23 protein-coding genes and 1 pseudogene are annotated in these 26,995 nt (G+C 60.6%); 11 read left to right on the plus strand and 13 right to left on the minus strand.

Annotation, left to right across the window (positions count from 1 at the left end):
• Positions 1–13: 13 nt before the first annotated feature.
• The 7 genes from PMI09_RS22670 to paaN form a co-directional block, all read right to left on the minus strand.
• Positions 14–2,041, minus strand: coding sequence for a 3-hydroxyacyl-CoA dehydrogenase NAD-binding domain-containing protein (locus PMI09_RS22670; protein WP_007799937.1), 2,028 nt, complete (start codon positions 2,039–2,041; stop codon positions 14–16).
• A gap of 4 nt (positions 2,042–2,045) precedes the next feature.
• Positions 2,046–2,747, minus strand: coding sequence for an ABC transporter ATP-binding protein (locus PMI09_RS22675; RefSeq protein WP_007799939.1), 702 nt, complete (start codon positions 2,745–2,747; stop codon positions 2,046–2,048).
• Complete coding sequence (locus PMI09_RS22680) at positions 2,734–3,519, minus strand: ABC transporter ATP-binding protein (protein WP_007799941.1); 786 nt, start codon at positions 3,517–3,519, stop codon at positions 2,734–2,736. The genes PMI09_RS22675 and PMI09_RS22680 overlap by 14 nt, the downstream gene beginning before the upstream one ends.
• Positions 3,516–4,472, minus strand: coding sequence for a branched-chain amino acid ABC transporter permease (locus tag PMI09_RS22685; protein ID WP_193385418.1), 957 nt, complete (start codon positions 4,470–4,472; stop codon positions 3,516–3,518). Before PMI09_RS22685 ends, PMI09_RS22680 begins: the two co-directional genes overlap by 4 nt.
• 2 nt (positions 4,473–4,474) lie before the next feature.
• Positions 4,475–5,347 (minus strand): branched-chain amino acid ABC transporter permease, encoded by an 873-nt coding sequence (locus PMI09_RS22690; protein ID WP_007799945.1) that lies wholly within the window; start codon positions 5,345–5,347, stop codon positions 4,475–4,477.
• 68 nt (positions 5,348–5,415) lie between these two features.
• Positions 5,416–6,564, minus strand: coding sequence for an ABC transporter substrate-binding protein (locus tag PMI09_RS22695; protein ID WP_007799947.1), 1,149 nt, complete (start codon positions 6,562–6,564; stop codon positions 5,416–5,418).
• A 42-nt stretch (positions 6,565–6,606) separates the two neighbouring features.
• The gene (gene paaN, locus PMI09_RS22700) at positions 6,607–8,265 is read right to left on the minus strand and encodes a phenylacetic acid degradation protein PaaN (RefSeq protein WP_007799950.1); all 1,659 of its coding nucleotides are present in this window, start codon (positions 8,263–8,265) and stop codon (positions 6,607–6,609) included.
• Positions 8,266–8,365: 100 nt separating this feature from the next.
• On the opposite strand from paaN, the gene paaG reads away from it, so the two are divergent.
• The 4 genes from paaG (at position 8,366) to PMI09_RS22720 (ending at position 11,654) form a co-directional block, all read left to right on the plus strand.
• Complete coding sequence (gene paaG, locus PMI09_RS22705) at positions 8,366–9,160, plus strand: 2-(1,2-epoxy-1,2-dihydrophenyl)acetyl-CoA isomerase PaaG (RefSeq protein ID WP_007799952.1); 795 nt, start codon at positions 8,366–8,368, stop codon at positions 9,158–9,160.
• A complete protein-coding gene (gene paaI, locus PMI09_RS22710; protein ID WP_007799953.1) occupies positions 9,157–9,606 on the plus strand; it encodes a hydroxyphenylacetyl-CoA thioesterase PaaI in 450 nt (149 codons plus the stop codon). The genes paaG and paaI overlap by 4 nt, the downstream gene beginning before the upstream one ends.
• Positions 9,607–9,639: 33 nt before the next feature.
• Entirely contained in the window at positions 9,640–10,950 is a 1,311-nt protein-coding gene (gene paaK / locus PMI09_RS22715; protein WP_007799954.1) for a phenylacetate--CoA ligase PaaK, read from the plus strand.
• Positions 10,951–11,057: 107 nt separating this feature from the next.
• Complete coding sequence (locus PMI09_RS22720) at positions 11,058–11,654, plus strand: TetR/AcrR family transcriptional regulator (protein ID WP_007799957.1); 597 nt, start codon at positions 11,058–11,060, stop codon at positions 11,652–11,654.
• Between the two features lie 119 nt (positions 11,655–11,773).
• Here the strand turns inward: PMI09_RS22720 and PMI09_RS22725 are convergent, their stop codons facing one another.
• Positions 11,774–13,771 carry an autotransporter family protein gene (locus PMI09_RS22725; protein ID WP_244423810.1) on the minus strand — a complete coding sequence of 666 codons (1,998 nt, stop codon included), beginning with the start codon at positions 13,769–13,771 and terminating at the stop codon, positions 11,774–11,776.
• A 638-nt stretch (positions 13,772–14,409) separates the two neighbouring features.
• Between PMI09_RS22725 and PMI09_RS32865 the strand changes: the two are divergent.
• A pseudogene (locus tag PMI09_RS32865) lies at positions 14,410–14,665 on the plus strand (IS5/IS1182 family transposase); the annotation flags it as partial.
• A gap of 32 nt (positions 14,666–14,697) precedes the next feature.
• On the opposite strand, the gene PMI09_RS22730 reads toward PMI09_RS32865, so the two are convergent.
• Positions 14,698–15,459: a slipin family protein gene (locus PMI09_RS22730; protein ID WP_007799962.1), complete on the minus strand. Its 762-nt coding sequence runs from the start codon at positions 15,457–15,459 to the stop codon at positions 14,698–14,700.
• Between the two features lie 28 nt (positions 15,460–15,487).
• The gene (locus PMI09_RS22735) at positions 15,488–16,900 is read right to left on the minus strand and encodes an NfeD family protein (RefSeq protein ID WP_007799964.1); all 1,413 of its coding nucleotides are present in this window, start codon (positions 16,898–16,900) and stop codon (positions 15,488–15,490) included.
• 441 nt (positions 16,901–17,341) lie between these two features.
• Between PMI09_RS22735 and PMI09_RS22740 the strand changes: the two genes are divergently transcribed.
• The 6 genes from PMI09_RS22740 (at position 17,342) to PMI09_RS22765 (ending at position 23,329) form a co-directional block, all read left to right on the plus strand.
• Positions 17,342–18,601, plus strand: coding sequence for an ABC transporter substrate-binding protein (locus tag PMI09_RS22740; protein WP_007799966.1), 1,260 nt, complete (start codon positions 17,342–17,344; stop codon positions 18,599–18,601).
• Between the two features lie 122 nt (positions 18,602–18,723).
• Complete coding sequence (locus PMI09_RS22745) at positions 18,724–19,647, plus strand: carbohydrate ABC transporter permease (protein WP_007799968.1); 924 nt, start codon at positions 18,724–18,726, stop codon at positions 19,645–19,647.
• Entirely contained in the window at positions 19,644–20,519 is an 876-nt protein-coding gene (locus tag PMI09_RS22750) for an ABC transporter permease subunit (RefSeq protein WP_037083828.1), read from the plus strand. Before PMI09_RS22745 ends, PMI09_RS22750 begins: the two co-directional genes overlap by 4 nt.
• A gap of 5 nt (positions 20,520–20,524) precedes the next feature.
• On the plus strand, positions 20,525–21,586 hold the full coding sequence (locus PMI09_RS22755) for an ABC transporter ATP-binding protein (protein ID WP_007799972.1): 1,062 nt from the start codon (positions 20,525–20,527) through the stop codon (positions 21,584–21,586).
• 16 nt (positions 21,587–21,602) lie between these two features.
• Positions 21,603–22,343, plus strand: coding sequence for a formylglycine-generating enzyme family protein (locus PMI09_RS22760; RefSeq protein ID WP_007799974.1), 741 nt, complete (start codon positions 21,603–21,605; stop codon positions 22,341–22,343).
• Complete coding sequence (locus PMI09_RS22765; protein ID WP_007799976.1) at positions 22,322–23,329, plus strand: ScyD/ScyE family protein; 1,008 nt, start codon at positions 22,322–22,324, stop codon at positions 23,327–23,329. Before PMI09_RS22760 ends, PMI09_RS22765 begins: the two co-directional genes overlap by 22 nt.
• A 213-nt stretch (positions 23,330–23,542) precedes the next feature.
• Here PMI09_RS22765 and PMI09_RS22770 read toward each other — a convergent pair whose 3' ends face one another.
• The 3 genes from PMI09_RS22770 to PMI09_RS22780 are packed head-to-tail and all read right to left on the minus strand — an operon-like array spanning position 23,543 to position 26,992.
• Positions 23,543–24,157 (minus strand): transferase hexapeptide repeat family protein, encoded by a 615-nt coding sequence (locus PMI09_RS22770; protein ID WP_007799981.1) that lies wholly within the window; start codon positions 24,155–24,157, stop codon positions 23,543–23,545.
• Between the two features lie 5 nt (positions 24,158–24,162).
• Positions 24,163–26,220 carry a phenylacetic acid degradation bifunctional protein PaaZ gene (paaZ, locus tag PMI09_RS22775; RefSeq protein ID WP_007799983.1) on the minus strand — a complete coding sequence of 686 codons (2,058 nt, stop codon included), beginning with the start codon at positions 26,218–26,220 and terminating at the stop codon, positions 24,163–24,165.
• 16 nt (positions 26,221–26,236) lie between these two features.
• Complete coding sequence (locus tag PMI09_RS22780; protein WP_007799986.1) at positions 26,237–26,992, minus strand: Phenylacetic acid catabolic protein; 756 nt, start codon at positions 26,990–26,992, stop codon at positions 26,237–26,239.
• Positions 26,993–26,995 lie beyond the last annotated feature (3 nt).

Genomic DNA, 26,995 nt, shown 5'->3' on the forward strand with positions numbered 1-26,995 from the left:
TCCCGCGCTTTCCTCAGGCACTCTCGAACTGATTGCAAGGCGGCTCAGTTAGATCATTTGCTGCGAGTTCTTTGAGCTTCGCCGCAATTTCAGTAAGTCCACGCTCTTCAGCATAGTGCATCAGGCCACCGCGCCAGCGCGGGAATCCATATCCATGGATTTCCACGAGGTCGATGTCGGAGGCCCTGAGCGCGACCTTCTCGTGCAGGATCTTCGCGGCCTCGTTGACCATTGGAAGGACAATGCAATCAATGATGTCGGCTTCATCCCACTGCCGTTGGGATATTCCTTTGGCTTCCCCCGCAATGATATCAGCGACGATATCAGAGGGTTGCGGAGTACGGTCGCCCTTCGCGTAGTCGTACCATCCCCCGCCACTTTTCTGCCCAAAGCGCTCCAACGCACAAAGCCGTTCGGCGATCGGCGCAAAGGGCGTTTCGCCACGGGCGCGCGCCGCCCGGCGCTGGAACGCGGCGATGTCGAGACCGCCGAGGTCCTGAGCCTCGAAGGGACCCATGGACAGGCCGAAGCTGCGCATCGCCGCATCGACCGCCTTTGGTGTCGCACCTGATAGCAGCAGGCGTTCGGCTTGGGCGCGGGTGATTTTCAGGATCCGGTTGCCGATAAAGCCATCGCAAATGCCGGCGCGCACGGGAATCTTCTTCAGCATGCGGGCGAGCGCGAAACCCGTCGCGAGTGTCGCCGGCGTCGTATGAGCGGTCGGCACGATCTCAAGCAGTTTCATGACATGGGCCGGGCTGAAGAAGTGCAACCCGAAAAAGCGCTCCGGGTGTTTGATGCCGGCCGCTATCTGCTCGGGGTCAAGGTAGGAGGTGTTCGTGGCGAGCACGGCATCGGGACGGCAGACGGTGGAAAGCTTGCCGAAGACCTCGCGCTTCACGTCGAGATCTTCAAACACCGCTTCAATGACGACGTCGACCCGAGCAAGAAGCTCGTAGTTGGTCGTGCCGATTACACCGGACAGTCGCTCGGCCGCCGTTTCAGAGGTGATCCTGCCGCGCTTGACCGAGTTTTCAAAAATCGAACGCAGGTTCGATAGTCCCCGCTCGACTGCCGCCTCGTCGCGTTCCACGAGAGTGACCGGAAGGCCTGCATCGCGAAGGGCTGCCACAATCCCTGCTCCCATCGTGCCGCCGCCGATGACGGCGGCAGAACGGATCGAGCGGGTCTCAACGCCGGCGAGCTCAGGGGGCCGTGGCGCGCTACGCTCTGCGAAGAAAACGTGGCGCAAGGCGGCAGCCTGGGACGAGCCGCGCAATTCGAGAAATGTCTGGCGCTCGAAGGCCATTGCAGTGTCGAAATCTGCTTCGACCGCCTTGCGCACGCAGGCAAGCGCGCGGAGCGGCGCGTCTTCGCGCTTGGCGCGATCGGCAACGGCCCTAGACGTTGTTTCCCAGAAAGTCGCGTCCACTGCGGGCACGCTTCGCTCGCTGAGTGGAAGCGGAAGAGATTGATCTACGGCCGCCCGTGCAAAGTCGATCGCTCCCCGTTCCAGATCACCCTCGACGATAGCGTCGATCAGCCCCTGCGATCGAGCCTTCGGCGCCGCCAGCGGGGTACCAGATGTAACCATGTCGGCAGCGAGCGCCGGTCCGATCAGTCGTGGCAGGCGCACGGTCCCTCCGGCCCCTGGAACGATGCCTAGCCGGACCTCGGGCAAGCCGACGCTCGCCGACGGTACGGCAATGCGGAAACGGCAGCCGAGCGCCACTTCGCAACCGCCTCCGAGCGCACTGCCATGAATTGCCGCTATCCATGGTTTGGTCGCCGTCTCTATACGAGCGACGAGATCTGGAAGGTGAGGGGGCATCGGCGGCTTGCCGAGTTCGTTGACATCGGCACCTGCGATGAATGTCCGCCCTTGGCAGATCAGGACCACGGCGCGCACCGAGGGGTCGGCGTCCAGCGTTTCCGCCGCATTCCACAGATCCTGGCGCAGGCCCTGCGAGAGCGCGTTGACGGGCGGGTTGTCAATGGTGACGACGGCGACGTCGCCAGTGCGTTCGATGGTCACGGTCATGATGTCATAGTCCCAGGTAGGCTTCGCGAATACGTTCGTCGGCAATCAGCTCCGGCGCTGGTCCCGACATTGTAATACGGCCGGTCTCCATCACGTAGCCACGGTCGGCGATGGAGAGTGCGCCGAAGGCGTTCTGTTCGACCAGCAGCACGGTGACATTGAGCGCGCGTAAGCCCTTCACCACCTCGAAGATCTGCGCGACGAGGATCGGAGCCAGCCCCATGCTCGGCTCGTCAAGCAGCAGGCAGGAGGGACGGGCCATAAGGGCGCGGGTGATGGCAAGCATCTGCTGCTGACCGCCAGAGAGGCCGCCGGCCGCCAGATTGCGCTTCTCGCGCAGGATCGGGAACATGGCGAATGCGTCCTCCATGTCCCGTTCGACCTTGTCATCCGAATAGAGGAAAGCGCCCAGACGCAGGTTTTCCTCGACAGAAAGATTTGTGAAGATCTGCCTGCCCTCCGGCGATTGCGAGAGACCGCGTGCTGCGCGACGGTAAGCCGGAACGGCGTTCAGGGCCTCGCCACGAAACACGATGGTGCCGGCTGAAACCGGCTGTATGCCGGATAGGCATCGCAGGAGCGTCGTCTTGCCAGCCCCGTTCGCGCCCACCACCGTGACGATTTCACCGGAGCCCACCTCAAGGTCGATGCCGTGCAGCACCTCGATGCGGCCGTAACGAGAGCGGAGTCCCTCAACAGTCAACATTGGCCGCCTCCACACCCTGTGCACCGAGATAGGCTTCGACGACCCGCGGATTGCGCGCCACGGTCGACGGTTCTCCCTCGGCGATCTTTTCGCCGTGATCGAGGACCACGATATGGTTCGATATTCGCATGACCATCTTCATGTCGTGCTCCACCAGCAGAATGGAAACGCCCGCAGCGGCGATCTCGGCGATCAGGTGATCGATCTCCTCTGTCTCAACGGCATTGCAGCCTGCGGCAGGTTCATCGAGAAGCAGGACACGCGGCCGCAAGGCGAGCGCGCGGGCGATTTCCAGGCGCTTCAGCGCACCATAAGACAGCGAACCGGCAGTTCTTTCCGCCGCCTGGGCAAGGCCCACCCGTTCCAGTAATGTGTAGGCGCCAGCCTCCGAAGTACGGCTTCGGCGGCGCGACGCCGGTAGAGCCAAAAGATCGGCCAGGACGGATCCCCGCTCATGCAGGTGATGGCCCACGGTGACATTTTCGAGGACGGTCATCGTCTGGAATATCTGCAGGTTCTGAAAGGTGCGCGACAGACCGCGCTCGGCCAAAAGATGCGGGCCGAGGCCGGTGACCTCTTCCCCGGCGAGCAATATTCGCCCGCGCCCGGGCAGGTAGACGCCTGAGATCATGTTGAAGAGCGTCGTCTTACCGGCGCCATTCGGCCCGATCACCGAAACGATTTCGCCCGCCTTCAGGGAAAAGCTCACATCGTTGACGGCACGCAGACCGCCAAAGTCGATCCCTAGGCTCTCGACTTGAAGCAGGCTCATTCTCCCCTCCCTCTGATCAGGCGCGCAAGGCTCGGCAGCAGGCCGTCGCGCATGAAGATCATGACAAGCATCATGATAAGGCCGAGCACCAGCTGTTCGTATTCCTGGAACACGGTCAGAACCTGCGGCAACGTCGTCAGGATCGCCGCGCCGAGGATCGCGCCGGCGACCGAACCCGCACCGCCCAGAACCGCCATGGTCACCAGTTCGATCGAGTGCATGTAGCCGGCCACGTCGGGCGTGATGAACTTGTTCTGCAGAGCCAGTAGCGATCCTGCGACCGACGCGTAGACGGCGGAGATCACGAATGCCCGCAGCTTGTAGTTGGCGACATCGACGCCCACGGTCCGAGCCGCGATCTCCGAGCCGTGCAGCGCGCGCAGCGCCCGCCCGGTGGGGCTGTGAAAGAGGTTGAGTGCAAGCCAGGCGCCGATCAGCATGATGAGCCCGGTAAATGCGTACCAGAAGACGGGGTTCGACATGTCGAGGCCGAGCGATTTCAGCAGCGCCCGAAGTCCGAGATCTGCGACAGCGATGCCGTCGGGCCCGCCGGTCCAGGCGGCCTCGTTGGCAAGTACCATGGCGACCAGCGCTCCAAGCCCCAGGCTTGCGACAGCGAGATAATATCCCTTGAGCCTCAGGATCGGTCGGCCGACCAGCCAGGCGACGAGGGCGCAGAGCACGGCGCCAAGGATAGCGGCCAGAGCGGGATGTAGGCCGAGATGGAGCGGCGCAAGCGCGCAGCTATAGCCGCCGATGCCGACGAAGCCGGCATGGCCGAGGCTGATCTGGCCGGCATATCCGGTGAGGATGACGAGGCCCGTGACCGCAAGTCCGTTGACAAAGATCAGCGAGCCGACGCGGAAATAGTAGGACGAGGGAAACAGGAAGGGCAGCGCAATGACGAGGAGCGCAAGCACCAGTAAGGTGGTGGCTTTCGAGGAGAGTTTCATCGTCATACCCGATCCGTGACTTTGCGGCCAAAAATGCCCTGCGGCATGGCGAAGAGGACGGCGAGGATGACGATGAAGGCGGCAGCGTCCTTGTACTGTGAGCTGATGTAGCCGGCCGTCATTGCTTCGAGCATGCCGAGCAGAAGGCCGCCCACCAGCGCTCCCTTGGGATTGCCCATGCCGCCCAGCATGGCGGCGGCAAATCCCTTCAACGCGAGCGAGATGCCGACGTCATAGCTGGTCAGCGTGATCGGCGTCACGAGAACCCCCGCCAGCGCGCCGATCGCCGCCGAAAGCGCGAAGCTCAGCGTCATAATGTAGCGGGTGTTGATGCCGACCAGCTGCGCGGCGATGCGATTGTTGGCAGTCGCCAGCACCGCGCGCCCGGTCAGCGTTTTGGTAAAAAACAGCCAAAGGCCAATGAAGACTGCCAACGCGCCAGCAACGACCCACAGGCTTTGCGGCAAAATGGTCGCTCCGGCGATCGCGATCGGCGTATCACCTGAAAAGGCGGGAAAGCGATGCAGTTGCTTGTCGAAGGTGATCTGCGTCAGCCCGCGGATGAAGATCGAGGCGCCGATCGTGATGATGATCAGGGACACGACGGGAGCCCCTCGCGCAGGCTCGATGGCGAGCTTGTTGAGCGCGATCCCGATTGCCGCTGTGACGAGGATTGCGAGGATCGCCGCCAGGGGCAGAGGAATGGCCGCCTGATAGGAAAAGACGGTGATCATGCCGCCAAGCATGACGAACTCGCCCTGAGCGAAATTCACGACATCGGATGCGTTGTAGATGATGGTGAAGCCGAGCGCGACCAGCGCGTAGACCGCGCCGACCGTCACCCCGGACAGCAAAAATTGCATGAACTCGGCCATGGGTCCCTCCGTTTGCGCTGCACAAGGTCGGGAGAGCTGGTCCCTCCCGACGGAAGCGGTTTTGCGCGTCAGTCGACGATCTTCCAACCGCCGTCTCGGATCTCGAGCATACGGAAGGCGGTGAGATCGAGGCCGAGGTGGTCGTCTTTTGCCATGGTGACTGTGCCGGTCGTTCCGACGACGCCCTTCGTCCCTTCGATGGCTTCGCGGATAGCCGCCGGATCGGCCTTGCCGGCGCGGTTGATCGCGTCGACCAGAATCCGCAGTGCATCATGGGCATAGCCCCCGAAGGTCGATACCGGCTTGCCGGTCGCTGCTTCGTAGCTCTTCTTGTAGGCAGCAACGACGGCGCGCTGCGGATCATTTTCGGGCAACAGGTCGGCCACCAAAAGAGCCGTGCCCGGCAGCCGAATACCTTCGGCAGCACTTGCACCGGCAAGATCGATGAAGCCGTTCGAGGCAACGCCGTGCGACTGATAGAGCGGCAGTCCGACGGCGAGCTGTGCGTAGTTTCGCGTGACGATCGCCGGCCCCTGGCCAAAGCCCGGGTTGAGGATCGCCTGGACGCCAGCCGTGTTCTTGATGTTGGTAAGCTGCGGGGTCATGTCCGCATCGCTCGGTCCATAGGTTTCGTCAGCAACCACCTCAATGCCGTACTCGCCGATGATTGCCATGCACTGCTTGTGCATCGAGGCGCCAAAGCCGTCGGAACCGGAAATCATGCCGATCTTCGTGAAGCCCTTCTTTTTCATGTCATCGAAGATCTTTGCGCATGCCATGCGATCGGTGTGCGGTGTCTTGAAGGTATAGGGCTTCACCGGGTCGACAATTTCGATTGCGCCGGCAAGCGAGATGAAGGGGATCTCGGCATCTTCGACGACCGGAATGATCGCCATCGAGGTGCCGGTGGTGGTGCCGCCGATCACGGCAGTTACTTCGTCGTCCTCGACCAGTCGCGTTGCGAAGGTGCGTGCCTTGTTCGGGTCGCCACCATCGTCGTAGATGACGAGTTCGAGTTTCTCGCCAAGAACGCCGCCGGCGGCATTGATCTCGTCGATCAGAAGCTTCAGCGTCTTTGCTTCCGGATCGCCGAGGAACGAGGCGGGACCGGTTTCCGAGATGGTTGCGCCGATACGGATATCGGCAAGGGCGGGGCCGGCCAGACCGAGGGCAAACGCCAGCGTGCCCGCCAGCGCGGTCGTTATCGCAAATTTCATGTCAGTCTCCTCCCAAGAGAACAAAGGTTAAATCAAAGCCCGTCACGCCGCCTTCGGGCGGCGCCACATGACGGTGCGGAATCGGTTGGCCACGAAGGCCGCATCGGTCAGGCTGGCATTGCCGGCCGGGTTGGCGCCGGTGACGTGGAAATCGCTGAAGGCGGCGCTCTGGTTCACGTAGATGCTGCCGGTGAGGTTGACCGAGAGGTTGACGCCAGCGGCGGCAAAGGCATCGACAGCCACGTGGATACGGCTGTCGTCGGTGTCGTAAAGCCCTGCGGTAATTGCACCCTTGCGACGGGCAAGCGAGGTCGCCTGCGCAATACCGTCGGTCGCATCGGCTACGGCGACGATGAAGACGATCGGACCGAAGAGCTCTTGCGCATGCGCATTCGTTTCGTTGCCATCGACGGCAAGGATGAGGGGGGTCGCGGTGCGCGCATCACCTGACCCGATCCGGGCAGAGTCGCGAATGATTTTTCCAAGGCTGCGTGCGGCTTCGACACGCTGAACGGTCGCAGGGTTGGCGATCGCTCCACAGACGCCGGCGGCACGCGCCGGATCGGCAAGCAGATCGTCGATCGCCGCGGCAATGCCCGCTGCCACCTCGTCAAAACTCTTGTGACCCTCATTCGTCTGGATGCCGGTCTTGGCGACGTAGATGTTCTGTGGCGCGGTACACATCTGGCCGCTGTAAAGGGACAGGGAAAAGGCGATGTTGGCGCACATGCCGACAAAGTCGCCGGTGGCGGCGATGACGATCGAATTGACGCCGGCCTCTTCGGTATAGACCTGCGCCTCGCCAGCATGCTTGCGCACCCATTCGCCAAAGCTGTTCGAGCCAGTGTAGTCGATAATCGACACCGCATCGCTCTTTACGAGATCGCCGGTGATTTCGGCTCCTGGCGCATCGGCCGCAAGGAGTGCGATATTGGCGTCAAATCCCTCCTCAACAAGCACTTCGCGAATGACTGCAACCGTGATCGCCAAGGGCAGGATTGCGCCCGGATGCGGTTTGACGATGACTGTGTTGCCGGTCGCAAGGCTGGCAAACAGGCCCGGATAGCTATTCCAGGTCGGAAAGGTCTGGCAGCCGATCACCAGTGAGACGCCGCGCGGTGCGATCCGCCAATGCTTTTCCAGTACAATCGGCTCGCCTTTGCCTTGCGGCTTGGTCCACAGGGCCTGTGTCGGGGTGCGGGTCATCTCTGCGTAGGCATAGGCAACAGCCTCAAGGCCGCGATCTTGCGCATGCGGTCCACCAGCCTGAAACGCCATGGCAAAGGCCTGTCCCGTCGTATGCATGACGGCGTTGGCCATTTCGAAGCTGCGCCGATTGAGGCGGGCGAGAATTTCAAGGCAGATGCCGACACGTGTCTTCACAGAGGCGGTGGCCCATCCCGGTGCTGCAGACTGCGAGGCGGCAATCAGGGTGCCGGCATCGGCAGCCGGATAGGTGATATCGAGCGTCGGGCCGAACGGCGAAACTTCCGCACCGACCTGTGCCGTTACGGGATGACCGGACATGTCGAAGGGCTTGCCAAGCCGGGCGTTGTAGGATGCCAGACCATCGTCCTTGGCGGTTTCGCCATAGATCTTGCCACTCGGGATTTCCGGGTAGGCCGACCAATAGCCGCGTTCCTGCGCAGCCTTTAGGGCTGCGGTAAGTGTCGGCTGGTGGCGGTCAAAAAGGGCATCCATCACATGTTCCTTTCATGCTGTGATTTATAATTGACCGGCCGGTCGGTTTATGCAAGAGTTTTTTCATGCACCGCCCGATCCTGGCGGAACTGGAGGAAACATGTCCGAATCCGACACCGTCCTATCGGCGTTTGCAGGTGGCGTCCTTACTTTGGCCCTCAACCGCCCCGACAAGCTCAATGCCTTCAACGAAGAGATGCATCTGGCGCTGCGCGCCGGCTTCGAACGCGCGCATCAGGATGCATCCGTGCGGGCTGTGCTTCTGACTGGCGCCGGTCGGGCTTTTTGTGCCGGGCAGGATCTCGGCGATCGCGATCCGCGCAATGGTGGGGCGGCCCCCGACCTTGGACGCACGATCGAGCTTTTCTACAACCCCCTGATCCGTTTGATCAGGACACTCGAAAAGCCGGTCATCTGCGCCGTGAACGGCGTTGCCGCAGGTGCCGGCGCCAATATCGCGCTTGCTTGCGACATCACATTGGCTGCGCGCTCGGCGCGTTTCATTCAGGCCTTCGCCAAGATCGGTCTGGTACCCGATTCCGGCGGCACCTGGAGCCTGCCACGCCTGCTTGGTGAGGCGCGCGCCAAGGCGCTGGCATTGACCGCCGAACCGCTCGATGCGGAAACAGCGGCAAGCTGGGGCCTGATCTGGAAGGCGGTCGACGATGCTGAGCTTCTTGATGAAGCCAATACTCTTGCCACCAGACTCGCAGCCGGACCGACAAAGGGCCTTGGCATGACCAAGCGCGCCATCCAGGCTGCGGCGACCAATTCGCTGGACGAGCAACTGGAGCTTGAACGCGATCTGCAGCGCGAGGCTGGACGTAGCGCGGACTACGCCGAAGGCGTCTTAGCCTTCCTGGAAAAGCGCAAGCCGGAGTTCAAGGGACAATGACGGATAGGCTCGTTCTGACAGCGCAGGGGCTTGCCGATGCCTGCGCCGACGCAATGTGGCGCGAGGATAATGCGACGCGTCACCTCGGCATGGCGATGGAACGCGTGGCGCCCGGGATGGCGGTGATATCGATGGTCATCAAGCCTGAGATGACCAACGGCCACGGGACCTGCCACGGCGGATACATCTTCACGCTGGCCGATTCCGCATTCGCCTTTGCTTGCAACACCTACAATCACCGGGCCGTCGCACAGCACTGTTCGGTCACCTATATCGCACCGGCCTTTGCCGGCGACTGCCTGACGGCAATCGCGCGGGAGGTCTCGCGGCGCGGTCGTGGCGGCATTTACGATATCAACGTGACCAATCAGAACGGCGAGCACATTGCCGAGTTCCGCGGCCACTCGCGCACCGTCAAGGGCACGCTTTTGCCGGAAAGGGCGTAAAGCCGCCGGTCATTCATCTCGGAGGAGACAGACATGGAAGACCTATCACCCCGCCCTGGGGATCTCGACGCGATAGAAACAGCATCGCGTGACGAGATTGCAGCACTTCAGCTTGACCGGATGAAATGGTCGCTGAGCCACGCCTACGAGAACTCACCCTTCTACCGTGCGCGATTTGACGAGGCAGGCGTCCATCCGTCGGATCTGAAATCGCTGGCCGATCTGGCAAAGTTCCCCTTCACGACCAAGAAGGACCTCCGCGATACCTATCCGTTCGGAATGTTTGCCGTCCCACGCGAAAAGCTGACCCGCATTCATGGTTCATCCGGCACCACCGGCAAGCCGACCGTCGTCGGCTATACGCAGAAGGATATCGATATCTGGGCGGATGTGGTGGCACGCTCCATTCGCGCCGCCGGCGGCCGCCGCGGCGATATGGTTCATGTCGCTTACGGCTATGGGCTCTTCACCGGCGGCCTGGGTGCCCACTACGGCGCCGAGCGGCTTGGCTGTACTGTCGTGCCGATGTCCGGTGGCATGACCGAGCGGCAGGTCACGCTGATGCAGGACTTCAAGCCACGCATCATCATGGTGACGCCCTCCTATATGCTCTCCATCCTCGACGAATTCCGCCGCCAAGGGATCGATCCGCGCGAAAGCTCGCTGGCCGTTGGCATCTTTGGCGCCGAGCCTTGGACAAACGCCATGCGCCAGGAGATCGAGCAGTCGTTCGACATGCATGCGGTCGATATTTACGGTCTTTCGGAAGTCATGGGGCCCGGCGTTGCCAGTGAGTGCGTCGAGACCAAGGATGGTCTGCACATCTGGGAAGATCACTTCTATCCGGAGATCGTTGACCCGGCGACGGGCAACGTTCTGCCCGATGGCGAAATGGGCGAACTCGTCTTCACGACGCTGACCAAGGAAGGCTTGCCGATCATTCGTTATCGCACCCGCGACCTGACGCGGCTCCTGCCTGGCACGGCGCGCTCCATGCGGCGCATCGAAAAGATCACCGGTCGATCGGACGACATGATGATCCTTCGCGGCGTCAACGTCTTCCCGACGCAGATCGAAGAGCAGATCCTGAAGTGTCAGGGGCTTGCCCCGCATTTCCAGATCGAGCTCAGCCGCACCGGCCGCATGGACGAGATGACGGTTCATGTCGAGTGTACGCCGGAGGCTGCCGACGAAATTGCACGTGCTTCCTCGGCAAAATCCCTTGCCCACTACATCAAGAGCGTCGTTGGTGTTACCACAAAGATCGAGATTCGCGACCCGGGTGGAGTCGCACGGTCCGAGGGCAAGGCGAAACGGGTCGTCGACAACAGACCGAAGGAATAAGGATGACGGCTTCCCGGCGTGATGACCATTCCGGTAAGCACCCAACAAGAGCTGTCACGAGCTCGTCGCGTGGAGGGCGCGGAGGAAGAACAGGAACGCAGGACAACATGGCACGAACGCGCGCGATCGACTTTGAAGAGAAACAACGCAGCCTCTTGAGCAGCGCCGCCGCCGTCTTTGCCGAGATGGGGATGGAGAAAGCCTCCATGGCTCACATTGCCTCGCGCAGCAACGTTTCCAAAGCCCTGCTCTACCATTACTACCCGAGCAAGGACGCGTTGATTTTCGACATCATTCGCAACCATCTCGAGGAACTGGAAGCCGCCGTCGCCGCCGCAGACGAACCTGAGGCGACGCCTCAGGAGAGACTTCGGCTGCTGGTGCGGCAGGTGCTGGAAAATTATCGCGACGCGGACAACGAGCATAAAGTGCAGCTGAACGGCACGAGCGCGCTCTCAACTGAGCAGCTTGACGAACTGCGGGCAATCGAGCGCCGGATCGTCAAGCGCTTTTCCAACACAATCATCGAGATCAATCCGGATCTCAATGCGAGCAAGCCGCTGCTGATGCCCGTGACAATGTCGCTCTTCGGGATGATGAACTGGGTCTATATGTGGTTCCGCCCGGGCGGTCCCGTCAGTCGCGACGAATATGCCGACATCGCCACCACCCTGATCCTCGAGGGCGTCAAGGCGGTGCGCTGAGCGCTAAGCTTAATCGCCGAATTTCAGATTCACTTGTTGCGTTTTAGTCTCGTATTGCTGAGCGAAGGCCGGAGCTGGCCGGCGCCATCCTGCGCTTCTCCGGTGAGATGGCCCTACCCTTACCACGTATAGCGCAGCCCGAAATCGCCTCGAACGCCATCGCGCTCGTGGCCATCGGTGTCCTCAACCGCGAACTGATACCCAGCCTGGGCATAAAAGCTCAGCCCGGCGTTGATTTTGGTGGTCACCCCGGCGCTCAGATCAACTCGCGTTGCCTGTTCCAGCAACGGAACCCGATCGACGCCCGAAAACGTCGTGGTCGGCTGTGCGCCCCAATCGCGCCACAAGTTGGCGCGCACATAAGGCTGCCAAACCTGACCATCATCGCTGACGATGGTCCAGCGGCCGCGCAGACCGAGCCGTCCGCTCGCTCCCGATGTTGAACCGAGCGCGACATCGCCCAAGCCGTCATTGTCGTCGTCGAACGAGACATGTTGCCAGATAATTTGCGCCTGCGGCTCCAGCACGAAGCCGGGACCGAGTCCCGGTATAGGAATGGGATAGCCCGCTTCCAGCGAGGAGGCGAAGCCGGTACCATTGGGCGACAGACTGGCGAAGTTCGTCGACGCCGAGCCTTCGTAGACTGTTGCCTGCAACACTGCATCGAGATACCAGCCGGTCGGGCCGTGGTGTGTCCAATAGGCGCCGCCCGACCAACCATTGAGATTAACGCTGCCGGTCTTGCGTAGCGTATAGTTCGTTGCAGTCTCGTTGGTGACGAGGCCGGTCACGTCGACATTGGCATTGGCGAAGGCGAAGTAGATGCCGGCGACGTCGCGATGGCCGGGCAGCCATTCCCCGCGCAGCAGGTCGATGCCGCTCTGAAGGCCGCCCAAATAGCCGTCGGTGCGCGGATCGGCGAAGGCGCGATAGCGGTCGTTAATCTGCTCACCGAAGGCGCGGCCCCAAGCGGAACTGGCCCGGTTCCCGCCGCTGCTTTCCGGATTCCCTGTCGCAAGCGTGTCACCAATACGCTCATGCAAGGTCCCGAGCGTGGCTAGTCCAAGCTGCCGGGCAGTCGGCTGTACCGTACCGTAAGTCGCAATCTCCGGTCCGATGATTGGATAAACCCCTGGCGGCAGTGTCGCCGGCAAGTCTTCCGGCAGTGCTTCTGGCGGCAGTTCGTCCGGCGGTGTGATCGGCCCATTGCCACCGTTGCCGTTGTCGCCGTTAAAATCCGAACGGAGGAACCAGTCATCGGCGTCGCTGTCGTTGAGGCCGCCGCGGAAGAGACGGTAGTCGATGAATCCGCCGCGCACCTCGCCGGCGAGCGTAAAGGCACCCTCCGTTGTCGTGCCGCCGTTGGTCGCGTCAACCACCAGGATACCGTCCGCCGCCGTGTAGGCGCCGGGGCTGTTCGGGCCAGAGATAATGTGCAGAAATGTGTTGCCCATTGCTTGGGCTGGACCATCGATCGTGATCGTACTGCCATCGATTACGAGCTTGTCGGACGGCGAGCTATCGTCTCCCAGATCCGTTCTCAGGTAAATGGAACCCCCGGTGCCGTTATAGGGACCGAAGACAGTGAGCTCGTTGCCAACGCTGCTGTCGTCGCTGTTTGCAACAATGATGCTGCCGGCGTTGTCGATAGCACCCGTTGTCATCCCGGTTGTCGTCGAACGTCCCGACATGTCGAGCGTACCGTTTGACGCGATCACGAATTTCGCCACGTCTCCAGTGGAGGCGCTCGTGAACTTGATCGTGCCGCCGCCAACGAGGCCTACATTGACGGTCGGTCTGTTGGCCGGAGTGTCGATCACGAACCCCGCGCCGTTGACGGTAAAGGTACTGTTGTTCTCCAAGCTCAGGACATAGCCTAGGGCGGTAAAATTGAGCCTGCCAATGGACTGGTTATTTTGGTCGCGGACCGTTCTGTTGCTCACCGTAGCCAGGTTTGTGAAGTTCGCAACCAGGAGCGGCGTAGCCTTGATGTCCCAGTTGTTTTGATTGTTCCACTGATTTGTTCCCGTACCGCCGATCCATGTCGCCGGCTCGTTGGTGGTGGCGAACACCTCCTGCGCGGCGGCCTGCGCCGACAGTCCAAGCGATGCGACCATAGGCAAGGCAAAAAGCCACGGCGGCCGCCAACTCGATGACACAAGACCGAACACGAGCGGCTTGCGCCGCTGGTGTTGTCCGTTGGAAAAGCCGTCAAAGGAACAAGGTGCTTCGAAACAAAATCCACACATGCCCATCCGCCCCCAAACCAAGTCGCGAAAACATCAAAAGCGCGTCGCTGCCTATGTGGCTCGGATGCGCAAATGCACGGAGCGTCACACCGGATCGTCTTGGGCGGCGGAGCGCAGGAATTGGCACAGTCAGGTCAGTATTCATACGAAGTGAGCCAGCGCACAATTTGTTGCTGTATTAGCATGCGCTTGCGCAACTGGATTTCCCGACGGCTGTTGCTATCGCGTCACACCGAGCCGTGCGCGCGCCGATCTCTGATTGGCGGCGAATTCACTTGGCGGAGGCGGGGTCCTTATCGGCCAGCGATGATCTTGTTCGATGATCAGAACTCGGACGTTTGAGAGGTCCATTCGGCAAGCAACCGCGACTACCGCTGCATTGTGCTTGGGGACTGTACGGCCGAGTTGATCGCGGCTGACGCGCCCCGCAGCAACCATGAAGCGTCACTTCTCGCAATCGAGATTTTATTCGGCTGGACTGCCGAATCCGGTGCGGTGATAGACGCTCGGCGGAGATGCTTGGTTGGCTGGTGCACGAACAAGGCATCGACCCGCACATTCCGGTCTTTGATAGGTCGGGCAGAACGGATGGCACATTCTCGCGCAAGGACTTCACGGGGGGATCGACAGAACGACGTTTATCACTGCCCTGCAGGCAAGACGCTTTCTACCAGCGGCACAGAGCCGGCACGGAAGGTTCCACGATCAATCCATGAAGGTGCGCGAGACAGGGCACGCGATATCGCCAAAACCGCAGAGGGTGATCACCGACGGGGCCAAACCTAAACGGTTGATTATTTCGGCTTGACGGGCAGTAGATTACCGAGCTCCATCGGAAAGGGAAACAAGATCGTTGAGCTCTTTTCGCTGGCGATGATGTTCAAAGTGCTTAAATAGCGTAGTTGCATAGCCTCCGGCTGCCTGGCGAGTATTTCGGCCGCTTCGAGGAGCTTTGCGGCTGCCTGCTGTTCACCCTCGGCATTGATGACCTTTGCGCGGCGCTCGCGCTCGGCTTCCGCTTGGCGGGCAATCGCGCGGATCATCGATTCGTTGATGTCGACATGTTTGATCTCGACAGTGGCGACTTTGATGCCCCAAGCATCCGTCTGAGCGTCAAGGATTTCCTGAATGTCGGAGTTGAGCCTGTCACGTTCCGCCAGCATTTCATCGAGGTCGTGCTTGCCGAGTACCGAGCGTAATGTCGTCTGGGCAAGCTGGCTTGTCGCCATCATGAAGTCCTCGACCTGAATCGTCGACTTCTCGGGATCGATGACCCGGAAGTAAATCACTGCGCTGACGCGGACCGAGACATTGTCATGAGAAATAACGTCCTGACTGGGGACATCGAGTACTCGCGTGCGCAAGTCGACCCGTATCATCTGCTGGACGTAGGGGATGAGGAATATCAAGCCGGGTCCCTTGACGCCGGTAAAGCGGCCAAGCGTGAAAACGACGCCGCGTTCGTATTCCCGCAGGATCTTGACCGCGGATGCGACGATGATGAGCAAGATAAGGATCGCCACGAGATAAAAGGCGAGATTTACAAACATACCCATGACGTCTCCTCCTGCTTTCTGAAGGCCGCTAAGTCTCGTTGGGGCGCCTCTCGACCTCGAGAGTCAGCCCGTTGCGGGCGATCACGCTGACGGCGTCGCCAGCGGTAAGCGTCTCGGTGGAAATCGCTTTCCAGCGCTCGCCATGCGCGATGACGTAACCCGTGGCCCCACCCCAGCTCTCAACCTGGCCCGAAATCCCGATCATCTGCTCCGCACCAGTAGCGACTTCGCGCCACCGCGAGGTAAATGCGAGGCGAGCAACGAGAAGGCTGAAAGCGAGGCATGCAAGAGCGATTGCGCCCAGTACCGGGCGCGAAACCTCCAGGCCTGGCATATCCGTATCAAACAGAATGGTTGCGCCCAGGATCACGGCTACCCCGCCACCGACGCCCAAGGCGCCGAAGCTTGGCGAATGTATCTCAGCCACTGTCAATCCGACGCCGAGGAAAATAAGCCCAATGCCGGCAAAACTCACCGGGAGCAATGCCAAGGCATAGAGACCAAGAAGGAGGCAGATGCCGCCGATCGTGCCGGGAAGCATTGTCCCGGGGGCAAGAAATTCGAAGATCAGGCCATAGATACCGACCATCATCAGGATGATCGCGATGTTCGGATCGGTAATCACGGAAAGCAGGCGTGTGCGCCAGTCCGGCTCGAATTCCTGCACGGCTAAACCGGCGGTATCGAGGCGGACATCCGTTTGACCGACCCGCACCATGCGCGCCTGTGTCTGCGCAAGGAGATCGTTGACATCAACTGCCGTGAAATCAATGACATGTTCGCGCGCGGCAGCAGTCGATGAAAGGCTTGCGGCTTCCCGCACAGCCCGCTCTGCCCATTCGGCATTGCGATTGCGCAATTCCGCAAGCCCGCGAATGTACGCCACCGCGTCGTTAACGAGTTTTTTGTCGCTGGCGCTGCCTGGAGCCTCGGCCTGCTTGTCATTTTGCTTGCTCGGTTCTTGTTCGGGTTTCGTATCGCCGCCAAAAGGGTTTGCGCCGAGCGCGATCGGTGTCGCTGCTCCTAAGTTGGTGCCTGGCGCCATCGCCGCAATGTGGCTTGCGTAGAGAATATAGGTGCCGGCGCTGGCAGCCCGTGCCCCGCTCGGTGCGACGAAGCCCGCGACAGGCACGGGCGAGGCAAGGATCGCGCGAATGATTTTCCGCATGGAGGTGTCAAGGCCGCCGGGTGTGTCCATCTGCAGGATGATCAAGCCCGCTCCATGTTCGCCAGCACGCTGAAGGCCTCGTATCACATAATCTGCTGTTGCGGGCCCGATGGCGCCGTTCACCTTCAGGACGACCGCAGCGCGGTTGGATTGCGACGACGCCGATAGCGTGAAGATGCCCAGAGTTGATAGCAGCGAGAACAACAAGATCAGGATTGGCGGCAGCCACCGCCAACGCTTTAAGTTCAGCGCTACGACCTGCGGAACGCGCATGATTTCTAATATATGTCAGAAATCACAAAGAGAAAGGAAAGCATCGCAGGGTACGTCCAAAGACGAACGCAAAGCTCAAGCTTTCGCTCGAACGCTTGAGCTTGCGAGGATGCGACGTCTCGATCCTCGGACGGGCTGCAAAGCGCAACGGCGATTGTTGCCGCAACCCCTTCATCAGAAAGCTTCGGAGGTCGGAAAACTGACCCCAGAACTGCGATGGCCACCAGGGCAAAAATACAGAAAATGCTAATACAGACACTCTAAATATAGCTCCCGATGTGATAAAATTTGCAACTCGCTCGAGGATGAGATGCCGGGCGACGTTTCGACTTTTCGCAGAGTGGTTCGCCTGTGTGTCGAGGTAGCGTTTCCGCCATGCTGGAAAGACTGAATCCCCGATAAAGAGGCCTCGGGATAACATCTCGGAATGGGAGGTGTACAATGCTTCGCAGATTGTTTCTCACCTTGGCTATTGCGACTTCCGCGCTGGCGATCAACGGAGCCGCATGGGCTGACATCACGATCCTCGTGCCATCGGGCAGCGAGGGCGACGGTCTCAGGGCCGCTGCCGAAGACTATGGAAAGTTGAAGGGCACGAAGGTGGAGGCCGTCCAGGCGCCCTATGCCAACGTGTTCGAGCAGGGCGCCAATGCCGGCGCGACCAAGTCCGGTGTCTTCGACATTATCCTGATGGACGATCCGTGGATTCCGTTTTTCGCCGAGAATGGACATCTGGAAGATCTGACCGCCTACTTCAAGAAGGCCGGAATGGAGGGGCCTGACAGTGATTTCCTTTCGAAGTCGCTGGCGGTCTGCCGCAATCCCTACAATACGGGGCCCTATGTATGTCTACCCTACGTGGGAAATGCGCAGATGTTTTTCTATGATGCTGCCAAGTACAAGGAAGCTGGCGTAGATGCTCCAAAGACTTGGGATGACGTGTTGAAGGCGAGCACGAAGCTGACAGAAAGCGGAGGTGGCCGTTATTTCGGTTACGTCTTCCGAGGCGGCCAGGGAAATCCGGTGGTTGCCGATTTCATGCCGATCTTCTGGTCCTATGGTGCGGATATGTTCAGCGCCGACCGAACCAAGGTAACGATCGACACGTCTGAAGGGGCCGCTGCCATGAAGACATTCATGGCGCTACGCGATGTCTCGCCGAAGGGAGTGGAGAGCTACAATGCCAACGAGGTTGGCACGGCGCTAGCCGCCGGTACTGCTGCTTCATCGATCAACTGGCCGAACTGGGTGGCGACCTTTGAAGATCCGACCCAATCGAAGATGGTCGGCAAAATCTCCTACAGTCCCATTCCTGCTGGAACGAAACCGGGCAGCTCGGAAATCGGCCACTGGACCATGGGCATCATGTCGGCCTCCAAGAATAAGCAGGAAGCTTTCGACTTCATGATGTGGGCGACCTCGCCTGAACAGATCAAGATTTCGGCCCTACGGGGCAATCCGCCTGTCCGGACCTCGGTCTTCACCGACCCGGAACTGACCTCGCAGGAGAAGTTCCGGCACTATCCGGTGTTGATGGAGGCGATCCAGGCCTCGACTCCCCGTCCGCGTCACCCGAAGTGGCCAGAGATCGAGAACGCCTTCGGCATCGAGCTTTCCAAGGCGGTCGCAGGTACGATCACGCCGGAAGAGGCTCTGAAGAACTCGCAGGAGGCGGTCTCACGGATTACCAACCTTTACTAGGCAACAGCTATTCGGAGCGGGGTTTTCGGACGCCGCTCCCTTGCTGCGCCGGCAATCGCGTCCGATGAGCTTGAAACCCGAGAATTCAGGCGTGTCGGGGCAGGGCTTTACGGGAGAGGTCAATGTTGACGTCGGAGAGCGGAACTGTGGCCGCGCCGCTTCCAACGGGTGGCGGTTTGGAGCGATGGGTAGAGCGGCATTTGCGCTTCCTCATGCCTGCGCCGACAGTTCTCATACTCCTCGGCCTGACGATCTTTCCCAGCGTCTACATGTTCTATGCGGCGGTTCACAAAATCAGCCCGAATCCCGATCTGCCCTGGACGTTCGTCGGTGCCGGTAATTTCGCGCGGCTTTTTTCCGACACGCAATTTCACGTCGCGCTCTGGAACACCACCGTATTTACGGTCGCGGCGGTGACGGCGGAATTCATCCTCGGTCTCGGCCTGGCGCTGCTCCTCGATAAATTCATTCGCAAGTTGACCTTTCTGAAGACAGTCCTGATGATCCCCATGATGCTGCCGCCGATCGCGGTCGCGATCACATGGAAGCTCATCTATGAACCTCAGTTCGGCGTCCTGAACGAAATCATGTTCCGCCTCGGTCTGCCATTGCAGGCATGGGCGGGCGACGTGAATCTTGCGATGTTCTCGATCATCGTCGCTGATGTCTGGCAATGGACACCCTTCATATTCCTTCTAATGTTGGCGGGGTTGGCCAGCTTGCCGGTCGAGCCCTACGAGGCCGCCGCGCTCGACGGAGCCTCGTCCTGGCAGCAGTTCCGGGACCTGACGCTGCCGTTCCTCAAGCCGGTTATCGCCATTGCGCTCCTTCTGCGTGTCATGGATGCACTGCGTCTTTTCGATCTGGTCTTCATACTGACGGGAGGAGGGCCGGCTGACCGGACCAAGGTCTTGAGCCTTTATATCTATCAAGTCGCCTACCGCTTCGCCGATCCAGGCTACGCGGCGGCGATGTCGCTTTTCGTGCTGTTTGTGACGATCGTCTTAAGCACCTGGTTCATGAAACGCATGCGGTTGGCGGAATGACCATGACACTGCCCAAAACCATACACGCGCGCAGTCGGACCACAGAGGTGCTCATTCGCCTGCTGGCCTATCTGACGATCGTTGTCGCGCTGGTCGTCACACTTTTTCCGATCTATTGGATCGCGACCAACTCGTTTAAATATGATATCGACATATTCGCGGTGCCGCCGGAGTGGCTACCGCGCAACCCCACCCTAAAACACTATAGCGAAGCGTTTATTCAGCGTCCGTTCCTACGCTACGCGTTGAATAGCTTTCTCGTCGCTGTAGGAACGACGATCATTTCCGTGACCTTCGGCACCATGGCCGGCTATGCCTTGGCACGGTTCAGCTATCCCTGGCAGTGGCGGAAGCAGATTTCGTTCTGGATCCTGTCGACGCGCATGATGCCGCCTATCGTCAGTATCATTCCGCTCTACCTGTTCTTCAACTATTTCGACATGCTCAACACCAAGTCGGCTCTTATCGTCGCCTACACTGCCTTCAATCTGCCGTTCGCAACGTGGATGATGAAGAGTTATTTCCAGGATCTTCCGGTCGAACTGGAGGAGGCGGCGATCGTCGACGGCGACACACGGTGGGGCGCATTCCTGCATGTGGCGTTACCTCTTGCCCGGCCTGGGCTTGCGGCCACCGCGATCTTCTGTCTGATCATCTCGTGGAACGAGTTTCTACTTTCCCTCATCATCACGCTCACCGAGCAGTCGCAGACGCTGCCGATCGGCATTGCCGGGCGCGTAACGCAGTACAACACCTATTGGGGTGAAATCAGTGCGGCGGGCTTCATGGCCTGCGTGCCAATCGTCATCTTCGCCTTCATCGTCCAGAAGCATCTCGTCCGGGGATTGTCCCTGGGTGCCATCAAAGGTTGAGACCTATGGCGTCCGTCACATTCAAGAACGTCTGCAAGAAATTCGGCGAATTCGTTGCCGTAAATGATTTCAACCTCGACATCAGGGACAAGGAGTTTCTCGTTTTGCTCGGACCTTCCGGTTGCGGCAAGACAACGACCATGCGGATGGTCGCGGGTCTCGAGGAAGCGACGTTCGGCGACATCTACATCAACGAGGACCGCGTCAACGGTGTCCTTCCCAAGTATCGCGACGTTGCAATGGTATTCCAGTCATATGCTTTGTATCCGCACCTTACCGTCGAAGACAACATCGGCTACCCGCTGAAGATCCGCAAAGTGCCGCCCGCTGAATGCAAGCGACGAATAGCAGAGGTTGCACGGCGTGTAGAACTCGACTCTATGTTGTCGCGGCTGCCGAAGGAACTTTCCGGCGGGCAGCGCCAGCGCGTGGCACTTGCCCGCGCTATCGTGCGCACGCCACGCGTCTTTCTGATGGACGAGCCGCTGTCCAATCTCGATGCCAAGCTGCGCACACAGATGCGCGCCGAGCTGAAGCATCTGCAACATGAGCTGCAGGTCACGACGATCTACGTCACCCATGACCAGATCGAAGCGATGACGCTTGCCCATCGCGTGGCCGTGATGAACAAGGGCGTTATCGAGCAGCTTGGGACGCCGCGGGAGATCTATAACGACCCGCGCACGCTCTTCGTTGCCGGCTTTATTGGCTCGCCGCCGATGAACCTAATTCCAGGAGAAGTGAGAGACGGTGTGTTCGTTAGCGGCGGTCTCAGGGTCGGCGGTATCGGCCGGGCGACCCTCTCTGGCGCTGTCCTCGGCGTCCGGCCGGAGGACGTCCACCCGACTGATGCCGGTGACGCAGACGTCAATCTGGTCGCGCCGATCTATTCGGCGGAACTCACCGGCGAGAACACGCTTGTGAGCCTACGGTTGGGAGGTCAACTCATGACCTTGCGTGCCGACAAGAATTTCACGGGTCAGATCGACCAGCAGATCGGCGTCAAGGTCGCGGCGGATCGCGTATTTCTGTTCAATGGCGAGACCAAAGATCGTGTTGACTTCTAGCCTTTGGGCGGCAGTGATGGTGATCATCCTTGCATTTGCTGCGACCGCTGACGATGGCGGCCTCATCGCTGGAAATCCGCTGATTGAGATTCCTCCCGGGACGTTCATCTTCGGCCGCGACGACGGCCCCGAAAACGAAAGCCCGCGGCGCGAACTGGAGGGGCAGGCGTTTGCAATCAATCGCACCGAGATTACAAACCAGCAATATGGGCTCTTCGTCAAGGAGACCGGCCATCGTGCAGCCTTTTACGCCAATCATCCAATCCTGGGATTGGACGACCGGCCGGTCGTCGGGGTGAGTTGGGGAGATGCCGATGCATTTTGCCGTCACTATGGGTTGGTTCTTCCATCGGAACAACAATACGAGCGGGCGGCGCGAGGAACTCAGGGCAGCGCGTTTCCATGGGGCGAGGTGCCACCGGGCAATGCGCGGGCAAATTCGGGAGCGGATGTCTGTTGTTCCGGTGACGTGCGCGATGGGTATCCGATGACCGCACCAGCGGTGTCCTTCGCTGATGGCGCAAGCAAAGAGGGCATCTTCAATCTTGTCGGCAACGTCTGGGAGTGGACCCGTGACGTCTACGCGCCGTATGAAGGCGGGAGCGCGGTGAGGAGTGCCGGGCTGTACCGCGTGCTTCGTGGTGGCTCTTGGAACAGCGATCCAAACCACCTGACAACGACCTATCGGCTCGCCTATGATCCGGAATTCCGGTTCTCAGCCAACGGTGGCTTCAGATGCGTCCGTTCTACACCTTGATTGTCGTCACCGGTTTTCTGCTGCTAGCCGCCGGCGCCGGTGCGGAACCGACGGCGCCGCCCGGCTACACGCTTAAGACCTTCAACACGCCTGGTGCCGCCTTCGCCGGCCTATCTCGCGACGCCGAAGGCCTGCTCGTCAGTGATCTCGCCAGCGGCCGGCTCTACCGGCGCGGCGCGGACGGCAAGCTTGTCGCATTCGGCCCGGTATTTCCCCATGGCCTCGACGTGATCGGCGACCCGACCGGTCCATATCGTGTCGTGCGCGCCCACGATGGCCTTGTCGTCGCTCAGGGATGGACGCCAGTCGGCTCCAAAGAAGGGCCGTTTGACCACGCGCTCGTTGCGCTCGACGCGGCCGGTCAGGTCCGCGTGATCAGCAGCGATTTCTGGAATCCGTTCGACTTCATTGCGGCGAGCGGAAGCTACTACGTGATAGACTCCGCTCGAAACAGTGTCGAACGTCTACTGCCGGGCGGCAGCAAAAGCACGATTCTGACATTCCGCCGCATGGGGCAGGCGGCCACGGCACTCCGCAGCCTTTCGCCGACGGAGTTCACCGAAGGCAACAGCTACGAAACCGATGCGGTGCCGGCCGGTATCGCCCTTCACGGCGGGCGCCTCTATATAGCGCTGTTCGGCGGCTTTCCCTTCCTTACCGGTGCCGGAGAGATTGTTTCGATTCCCGAGGCTGGCGATCAGTCAATGCCGCAGATTGACGTCGAAGCGCTCAATGCGCCCGTCAGTATTGCTTTCGACAACGATGGAGAGATGCTTGTCCTCGAGCACGGCACCTACGACCAGAAGGAAGGTTTTCGCAAGGCGAGTGGGAGATTGCTTAAGTTCAATAAGATGACGCGGGAACCGAAGGTTATTCTCGAGGGCCTGACCCGCCCGGTGTCTGTGCTTGTCTGGGACGAGCGGCGGATGGTCGTTTCCGCGTTGGACGGCAACCTCTATGTTCTGACGCGCGAATCTGCTCGCTAACCGTGGCGATCCCGGTTTTGGTCCTAGATTAATGCACATGCTTGCTTGGCGCCTTGAGCAGTTGCGCTGCCTTATCCACGACGGCCGCGAGCTTTTTCCAGCCGAGAAGATCGCGTTCACCTATCCGCTCTTGAATGGCCGATAGCATCCAGCTGGCCGCGGCTGCATGTCTTTGTCCCGAACCCCTTTCCTGTTCGGGGGACATGCCTTGGCTCAATCACCGAATTTCAGCCGCTCCAAGATCAGCGGGTCATACGCGGGAGCCTGGATCCGCCGGCGATCCGCCTCTGGTTCGCTGAGCGGCTCGACGGGTCGAAGTTTGTCCTTGGCTTCCAGCGCGAGGCGCTGATAGACGCCCGTTCCCTGGCGCTTCCAGGCGATTTCTTTTTCGCTGAGTTCGCGAATGACCCTGGCAGGTGATCCGACCGCCAGGCTGTTTGCCGGGATTTCCGCACCTGCCTTGACGAAAGCCATGGCGGCAACAATCGAATTTTCGCCGATCACCGCTTCGTCCATGACGACCGCATTCATCCCGACCATGGCATTGCGACCGATGCGGCAGCCGTGCAGCACGGCGCCGTGGCCGATATGACCGTCTTCGCCGATCACCACCTCCACATCAGGAAAGCTATGAACGACGCAGGTCTCCTGGACGTTCGAGCCACGTTCCATGACGATCCGCCCGAAATCGCCGCGCAATACGGCGCAGGGGCCAACATAGCAGGCCGATCCAATGATGACGTCACCAATCACTACGGCGGCCGGATGGACGAAAGCCGTTGGGTGGATCACCGGTACGACGCCATCATAGGAATAGACCTGCGCCATCTTAATCAAGCCCTTGTCTTGGCCACCATCGTCAGCACGTCGTATTGAGCAACCGTCGCGCCACTCTGGTTGCTAACACGGCAATCCCAGCGCACTTCGCCATGCTCGGCGCCGATACGCGGGTTGATCTCCTTGCAGGTCAATTGCACCTGCAGCGTATCGCCCGGATTGACTGGCGTGAGGAAGCGCAGGTTGTCGACCCCATAATTGGCGAGAACCGGGCCAGGGGCTGGGTCGACGAAGAGACCGGCAGCGAAGGAAACGATCAGATAGCCGTGGGCAACGCGCCCATCGAAGAACGGATTGGCACGGGCAGCCTCCTCGTCCATGTGAGCGTAGAAGGTATCACCGGTGAAATTGGCAAAATGCTCGATATCCTCAAGCGTGACTTTGCGCGTGCCGGTGACCAGCTGGTCGCCGATGCGCAATTCGGCCAGCGACTTGCGGAAGGGATGCTCACCATCCTTGCGCACCTCGGCATCCGAAACCCAACGGCCGGTGACCGCCGACAGAAGTGTGGGCGAACCTTGCACCGCGGTGCGCTGCATGTAGTGCTTGACGCCGCGCAGCCCACCGAGCTCCTCGCCACCGCCGGCGCGTCCTGGACCACCGTGCACCAGGCCCGGTAGCGGTGAGCCATGGCCGGTCGACGTCTTGGCGCTCACGCGGTTGCCGATCAGCACCCGGCCGTGGAACGGGGCCATACCGAGAACGACCTCTTCGGCAAAGGCAGGGTCGTTGGTAAAGACCGAGGATACCAGGCTTCCCTTGCCACGACGGGCAAGATCCACCGCCTCCTCGGCACTGTCATAAGGCATGACCGTGCTGACCGGGCCGAAGGCTTCGACATCGTGCACCACCTTGGCTTGCCATGGCTTGTCGCAATAAAGCAGCACCGGATTGAGGAAGGCGCCGGCCTCGGCGTCACCCGACACAATGCGCGGATTATCCGGATCGCCGACGACGATCTCGGCATCGGCGAGGAGATCGCGGATGCGCTGGCGAACCTCGTCACGCTGGGCAAGGCTTGCAAGCGGGCCCATGCGGACGGTTTCATCGGTGGCATTGCCAAGCGTAGTCTTGCCAAGACGCTCGCCAAGGACGGAAACCAGTGCCTCGCAATAGGCGCGGGGTACGATGACACGGCGGATGGCCGTGCACTTCTGCCCGGCCTTTGCCGTCATTTCGCGGGAGACCTCCTTGACGAAAAGATCGAACTCCTCCGTCCCGGGGGCGGCGTCGAGACCGAGAACCGAGGCATTGAGGCTGTCGGCCTCCATGGTAAAGCGTACCGAATTCTCAATGATCGCCGGATGCGTCTTCAGCTTTCGGCCCGTCCAGGCCGAACCGGTGAAGGTGACAGCATCCTGGCCGTCGACGTGGTCGAGCAGATCGCCGACGGAGCCGCAGATCAATTGCACGGCGCCTTCCGGCAACAGACCGGTTTCGACTATGCGACGGACGACGAGTTCGGTGAGATAGGCCGTCTGGCTCGCCGGCTTGACGATCGCCGGCATCCCCGCAAGCAGTGTCGGTGCCAGCTTCTCCAGCATGCCCCAGACCGGGAAGTTGAAGGCATTGATATGAATAGCGACGCCCTGCAGCGGCGACAGTATGTGCCGGGCCGAGAAAGTACCGTCGCGCGACAGGGCTTCCACGTCGCCATCAACGAGCACGCGCGTATTGGGCAGCTCGCGTCGGCCTTTTGAGGCGTAGGACAATAAGGTGCCGATACCGCCGTCGATATCGATCCAGCTATCTGCCTTCGTTGCACCGGTTGCCGACGAAAGGGCGTAGAATTCTTCCTTTCGGTCCATCAGCGCCTGGCCAAGCGCTTTCAGCATGGCGGCGCGCTCGTGAAACGACATGCGTCGCAGCGCCGGGCCTGCCTTTTGGCGGCCGTACGCCAAAGACGCCGCAAAGTCGACGCCGGTGGAATCGATCAACGCCACCGGCACGCCTGTCGAGGCATCAAGCAGTTCGGCGCCATCCTTCGTGCCGGGAACCCAGCGGCCGTAGACATAGCTTTGAAGGCGGCGCGGCGGGTTTACCAGAACGTTCATTGTCTTATCCTTCCGGTCAGTTCAGATTGAGCGCAGCAAGCTGCGCATCGACGGCTGCCTGCCATTCAGATAGCAGCGTCTCGTTGGGAGTATGGCGCAGACCGAAACGTGCCAGCGTTTCGTAGCGGGTCGAGCCGGAGAGTCCGAAGCTTGCAGCAACGCGCGGGCGCCAGTAGGCGATCGCTTCACGCGCGGCCGTCGCTCCGTCTTCATTTTCAGCAATCCGCTTCAGCGCCTCGATGCCAAGTTCGGTGTGATGCGCCTCTCGCGGCAGAACCGCGCGGAACACTTCGGCAAGCGGCTGGTAGGAGACGTGGGTCAGTTCCCGCAGCTGGATGGTGCCTGCAGTGCCCATCAGCATATTCATGACAACCGCGTCGATCCATCCCTGCAAGGGATAGTGGAAGACCGAGAGGCGCATGTCGCCGCCCTGGCGTGCTGCACCGATATCGGCCTCACGCGTCAGGCGGGCACCCCACGGATGATGCACGGCATAGCGGTCGGTGTCTGCACCGAAGCTGCCCATGATCTCCAGCACGCGGCCGGCGTGGTCGGTCTTTTCAAGCACGATCTTGGCGGACGCAATGCGTTCCTTGATGCCCGGCGCATCGTTGATCGTGTCTGCAAAGCCGGCCGCACCCGCAAGCTCGCTGTCGACGAAGCTCGCCATCAGGCGCAGAAGCTCGCCGCGATAGCGCGGGGTCACATTGTCAGGCGACGTCAGCACGCCGCCCTTGAGCAGATATTCCTCGATCGGCATCGTATCTGACATCGG

The sequence above is a fragment of the Rhizobium sp. CF122 genome, from assembly GCF_000282035.1.
In the GTDB taxonomy this organism is placed as follows: domain Bacteria; phylum Pseudomonadota; class Alphaproteobacteria; order Rhizobiales; family Rhizobiaceae; genus Rhizobium.

Coding starts and splice junctions, on each gene's coding strand:
- PMI09_RS22670 (WP_007799937.1), bottom strand. CDS start 2,041: ATGACCGTGACCATCGAACGCACTGGCGACGTCGCCGTCGTCACCATT.
- PMI09_RS22675 (WP_007799939.1), bottom strand. CDS start 2,747: ATGTTGACTGTTGAGGGACTCCGCTCTCGTTACGGCCGCATCGAGGTG.
- PMI09_RS22680 (WP_007799941.1), bottom strand. CDS start 3,519: ATGAGCCTGCTTCAAGTCGAGAGCCTAGGGATCGACTTTGGCGGTCTG.
- PMI09_RS22685 (WP_193385418.1), bottom strand. CDS start 4,472: ATGAAACTCTCCTCGAAAGCCACCACCTTACTGGTGCTTGCGCTCCTC.
- PMI09_RS22690 (WP_007799945.1), bottom strand. CDS start 5,347: ATGGCCGAGTTCATGCAATTTTTGCTGTCCGGGGTGACGGTCGGCGCG.
- PMI09_RS22695 (WP_007799947.1), bottom strand. CDS start 6,564: ATGAAATTTGCGATAACGACCGCGCTGGCGGGCACGCTGGCGTTTGCC.
- paaN (WP_007799950.1), bottom strand. CDS start 8,265: ATGGATGCCCTTTTTGACCGCCACCAGCCGACACTTACCGCAGCCCTA.
- paaG (WP_007799952.1), top strand. CDS start 8,366: ATGTCCGAATCCGACACCGTCCTATCGGCGTTTGCAGGTGGCGTCCTT.
- paaI (WP_007799953.1), top strand. CDS start 9,157: ATGACGGATAGGCTCGTTCTGACAGCGCAGGGGCTTGCCGATGCCTGC.
- paaK (WP_007799954.1), top strand. CDS start 9,640: ATGGAAGACCTATCACCCCGCCCTGGGGATCTCGACGCGATAGAAACA.
- PMI09_RS22720 (WP_007799957.1), top strand. CDS start 11,058: ATGGCACGAACGCGCGCGATCGACTTTGAAGAGAAACAACGCAGCCTC.
- PMI09_RS22725 (WP_244423810.1), bottom strand. CDS start 13,771: ATGGTCGCATCGCTTGGACTGTCGGCGCAGGCCGCCGCGCAGGAGGTG.
- PMI09_RS22730 (WP_007799962.1), bottom strand. CDS start 15,459: ATGGGTATGTTTGTAAATCTCGCCTTTTATCTCGTGGCGATCCTTATC.
- PMI09_RS22735 (WP_007799964.1), bottom strand. CDS start 16,900: ATGCGCGTTCCGCAGGTCGTAGCGCTGAACTTAAAGCGTTGGCGGTGG.
- PMI09_RS22740 (WP_007799966.1), top strand. CDS start 17,342: ATGCTTCGCAGATTGTTTCTCACCTTGGCTATTGCGACTTCCGCGCTG.
- PMI09_RS22745 (WP_007799968.1), top strand. CDS start 18,724: ATGTTGACGTCGGAGAGCGGAACTGTGGCCGCGCCGCTTCCAACGGGT.
- PMI09_RS22750 (WP_037083828.1), top strand. CDS start 19,644: ATGACCATGACACTGCCCAAAACCATACACGCGCGCAGTCGGACCACA.
- PMI09_RS22755 (WP_007799972.1), top strand. CDS start 20,525: ATGGCGTCCGTCACATTCAAGAACGTCTGCAAGAAATTCGGCGAATTC.
- PMI09_RS22760 (WP_007799974.1), top strand. CDS start 21,603: ATGGTGATCATCCTTGCATTTGCTGCGACCGCTGACGATGGCGGCCTC.
- PMI09_RS22765 (WP_007799976.1), top strand. CDS start 22,322: ATGCGTCCGTTCTACACCTTGATTGTCGTCACCGGTTTTCTGCTGCTA.
- PMI09_RS22770 (WP_007799981.1), bottom strand. CDS start 24,157: ATGGCGCAGGTCTATTCCTATGATGGCGTCGTACCGGTGATCCACCCA.
- paaZ (WP_007799983.1), bottom strand. CDS start 26,220: ATGAACGTTCTGGTAAACCCGCCGCGCCGCCTTCAAAGCTATGTCTAC.
- PMI09_RS22780 (WP_007799986.1), bottom strand. CDS start 26,992: ATGTCAGATACGATGCCGATCGAGGAATATCTGCTCAAGGGCGGCGTG.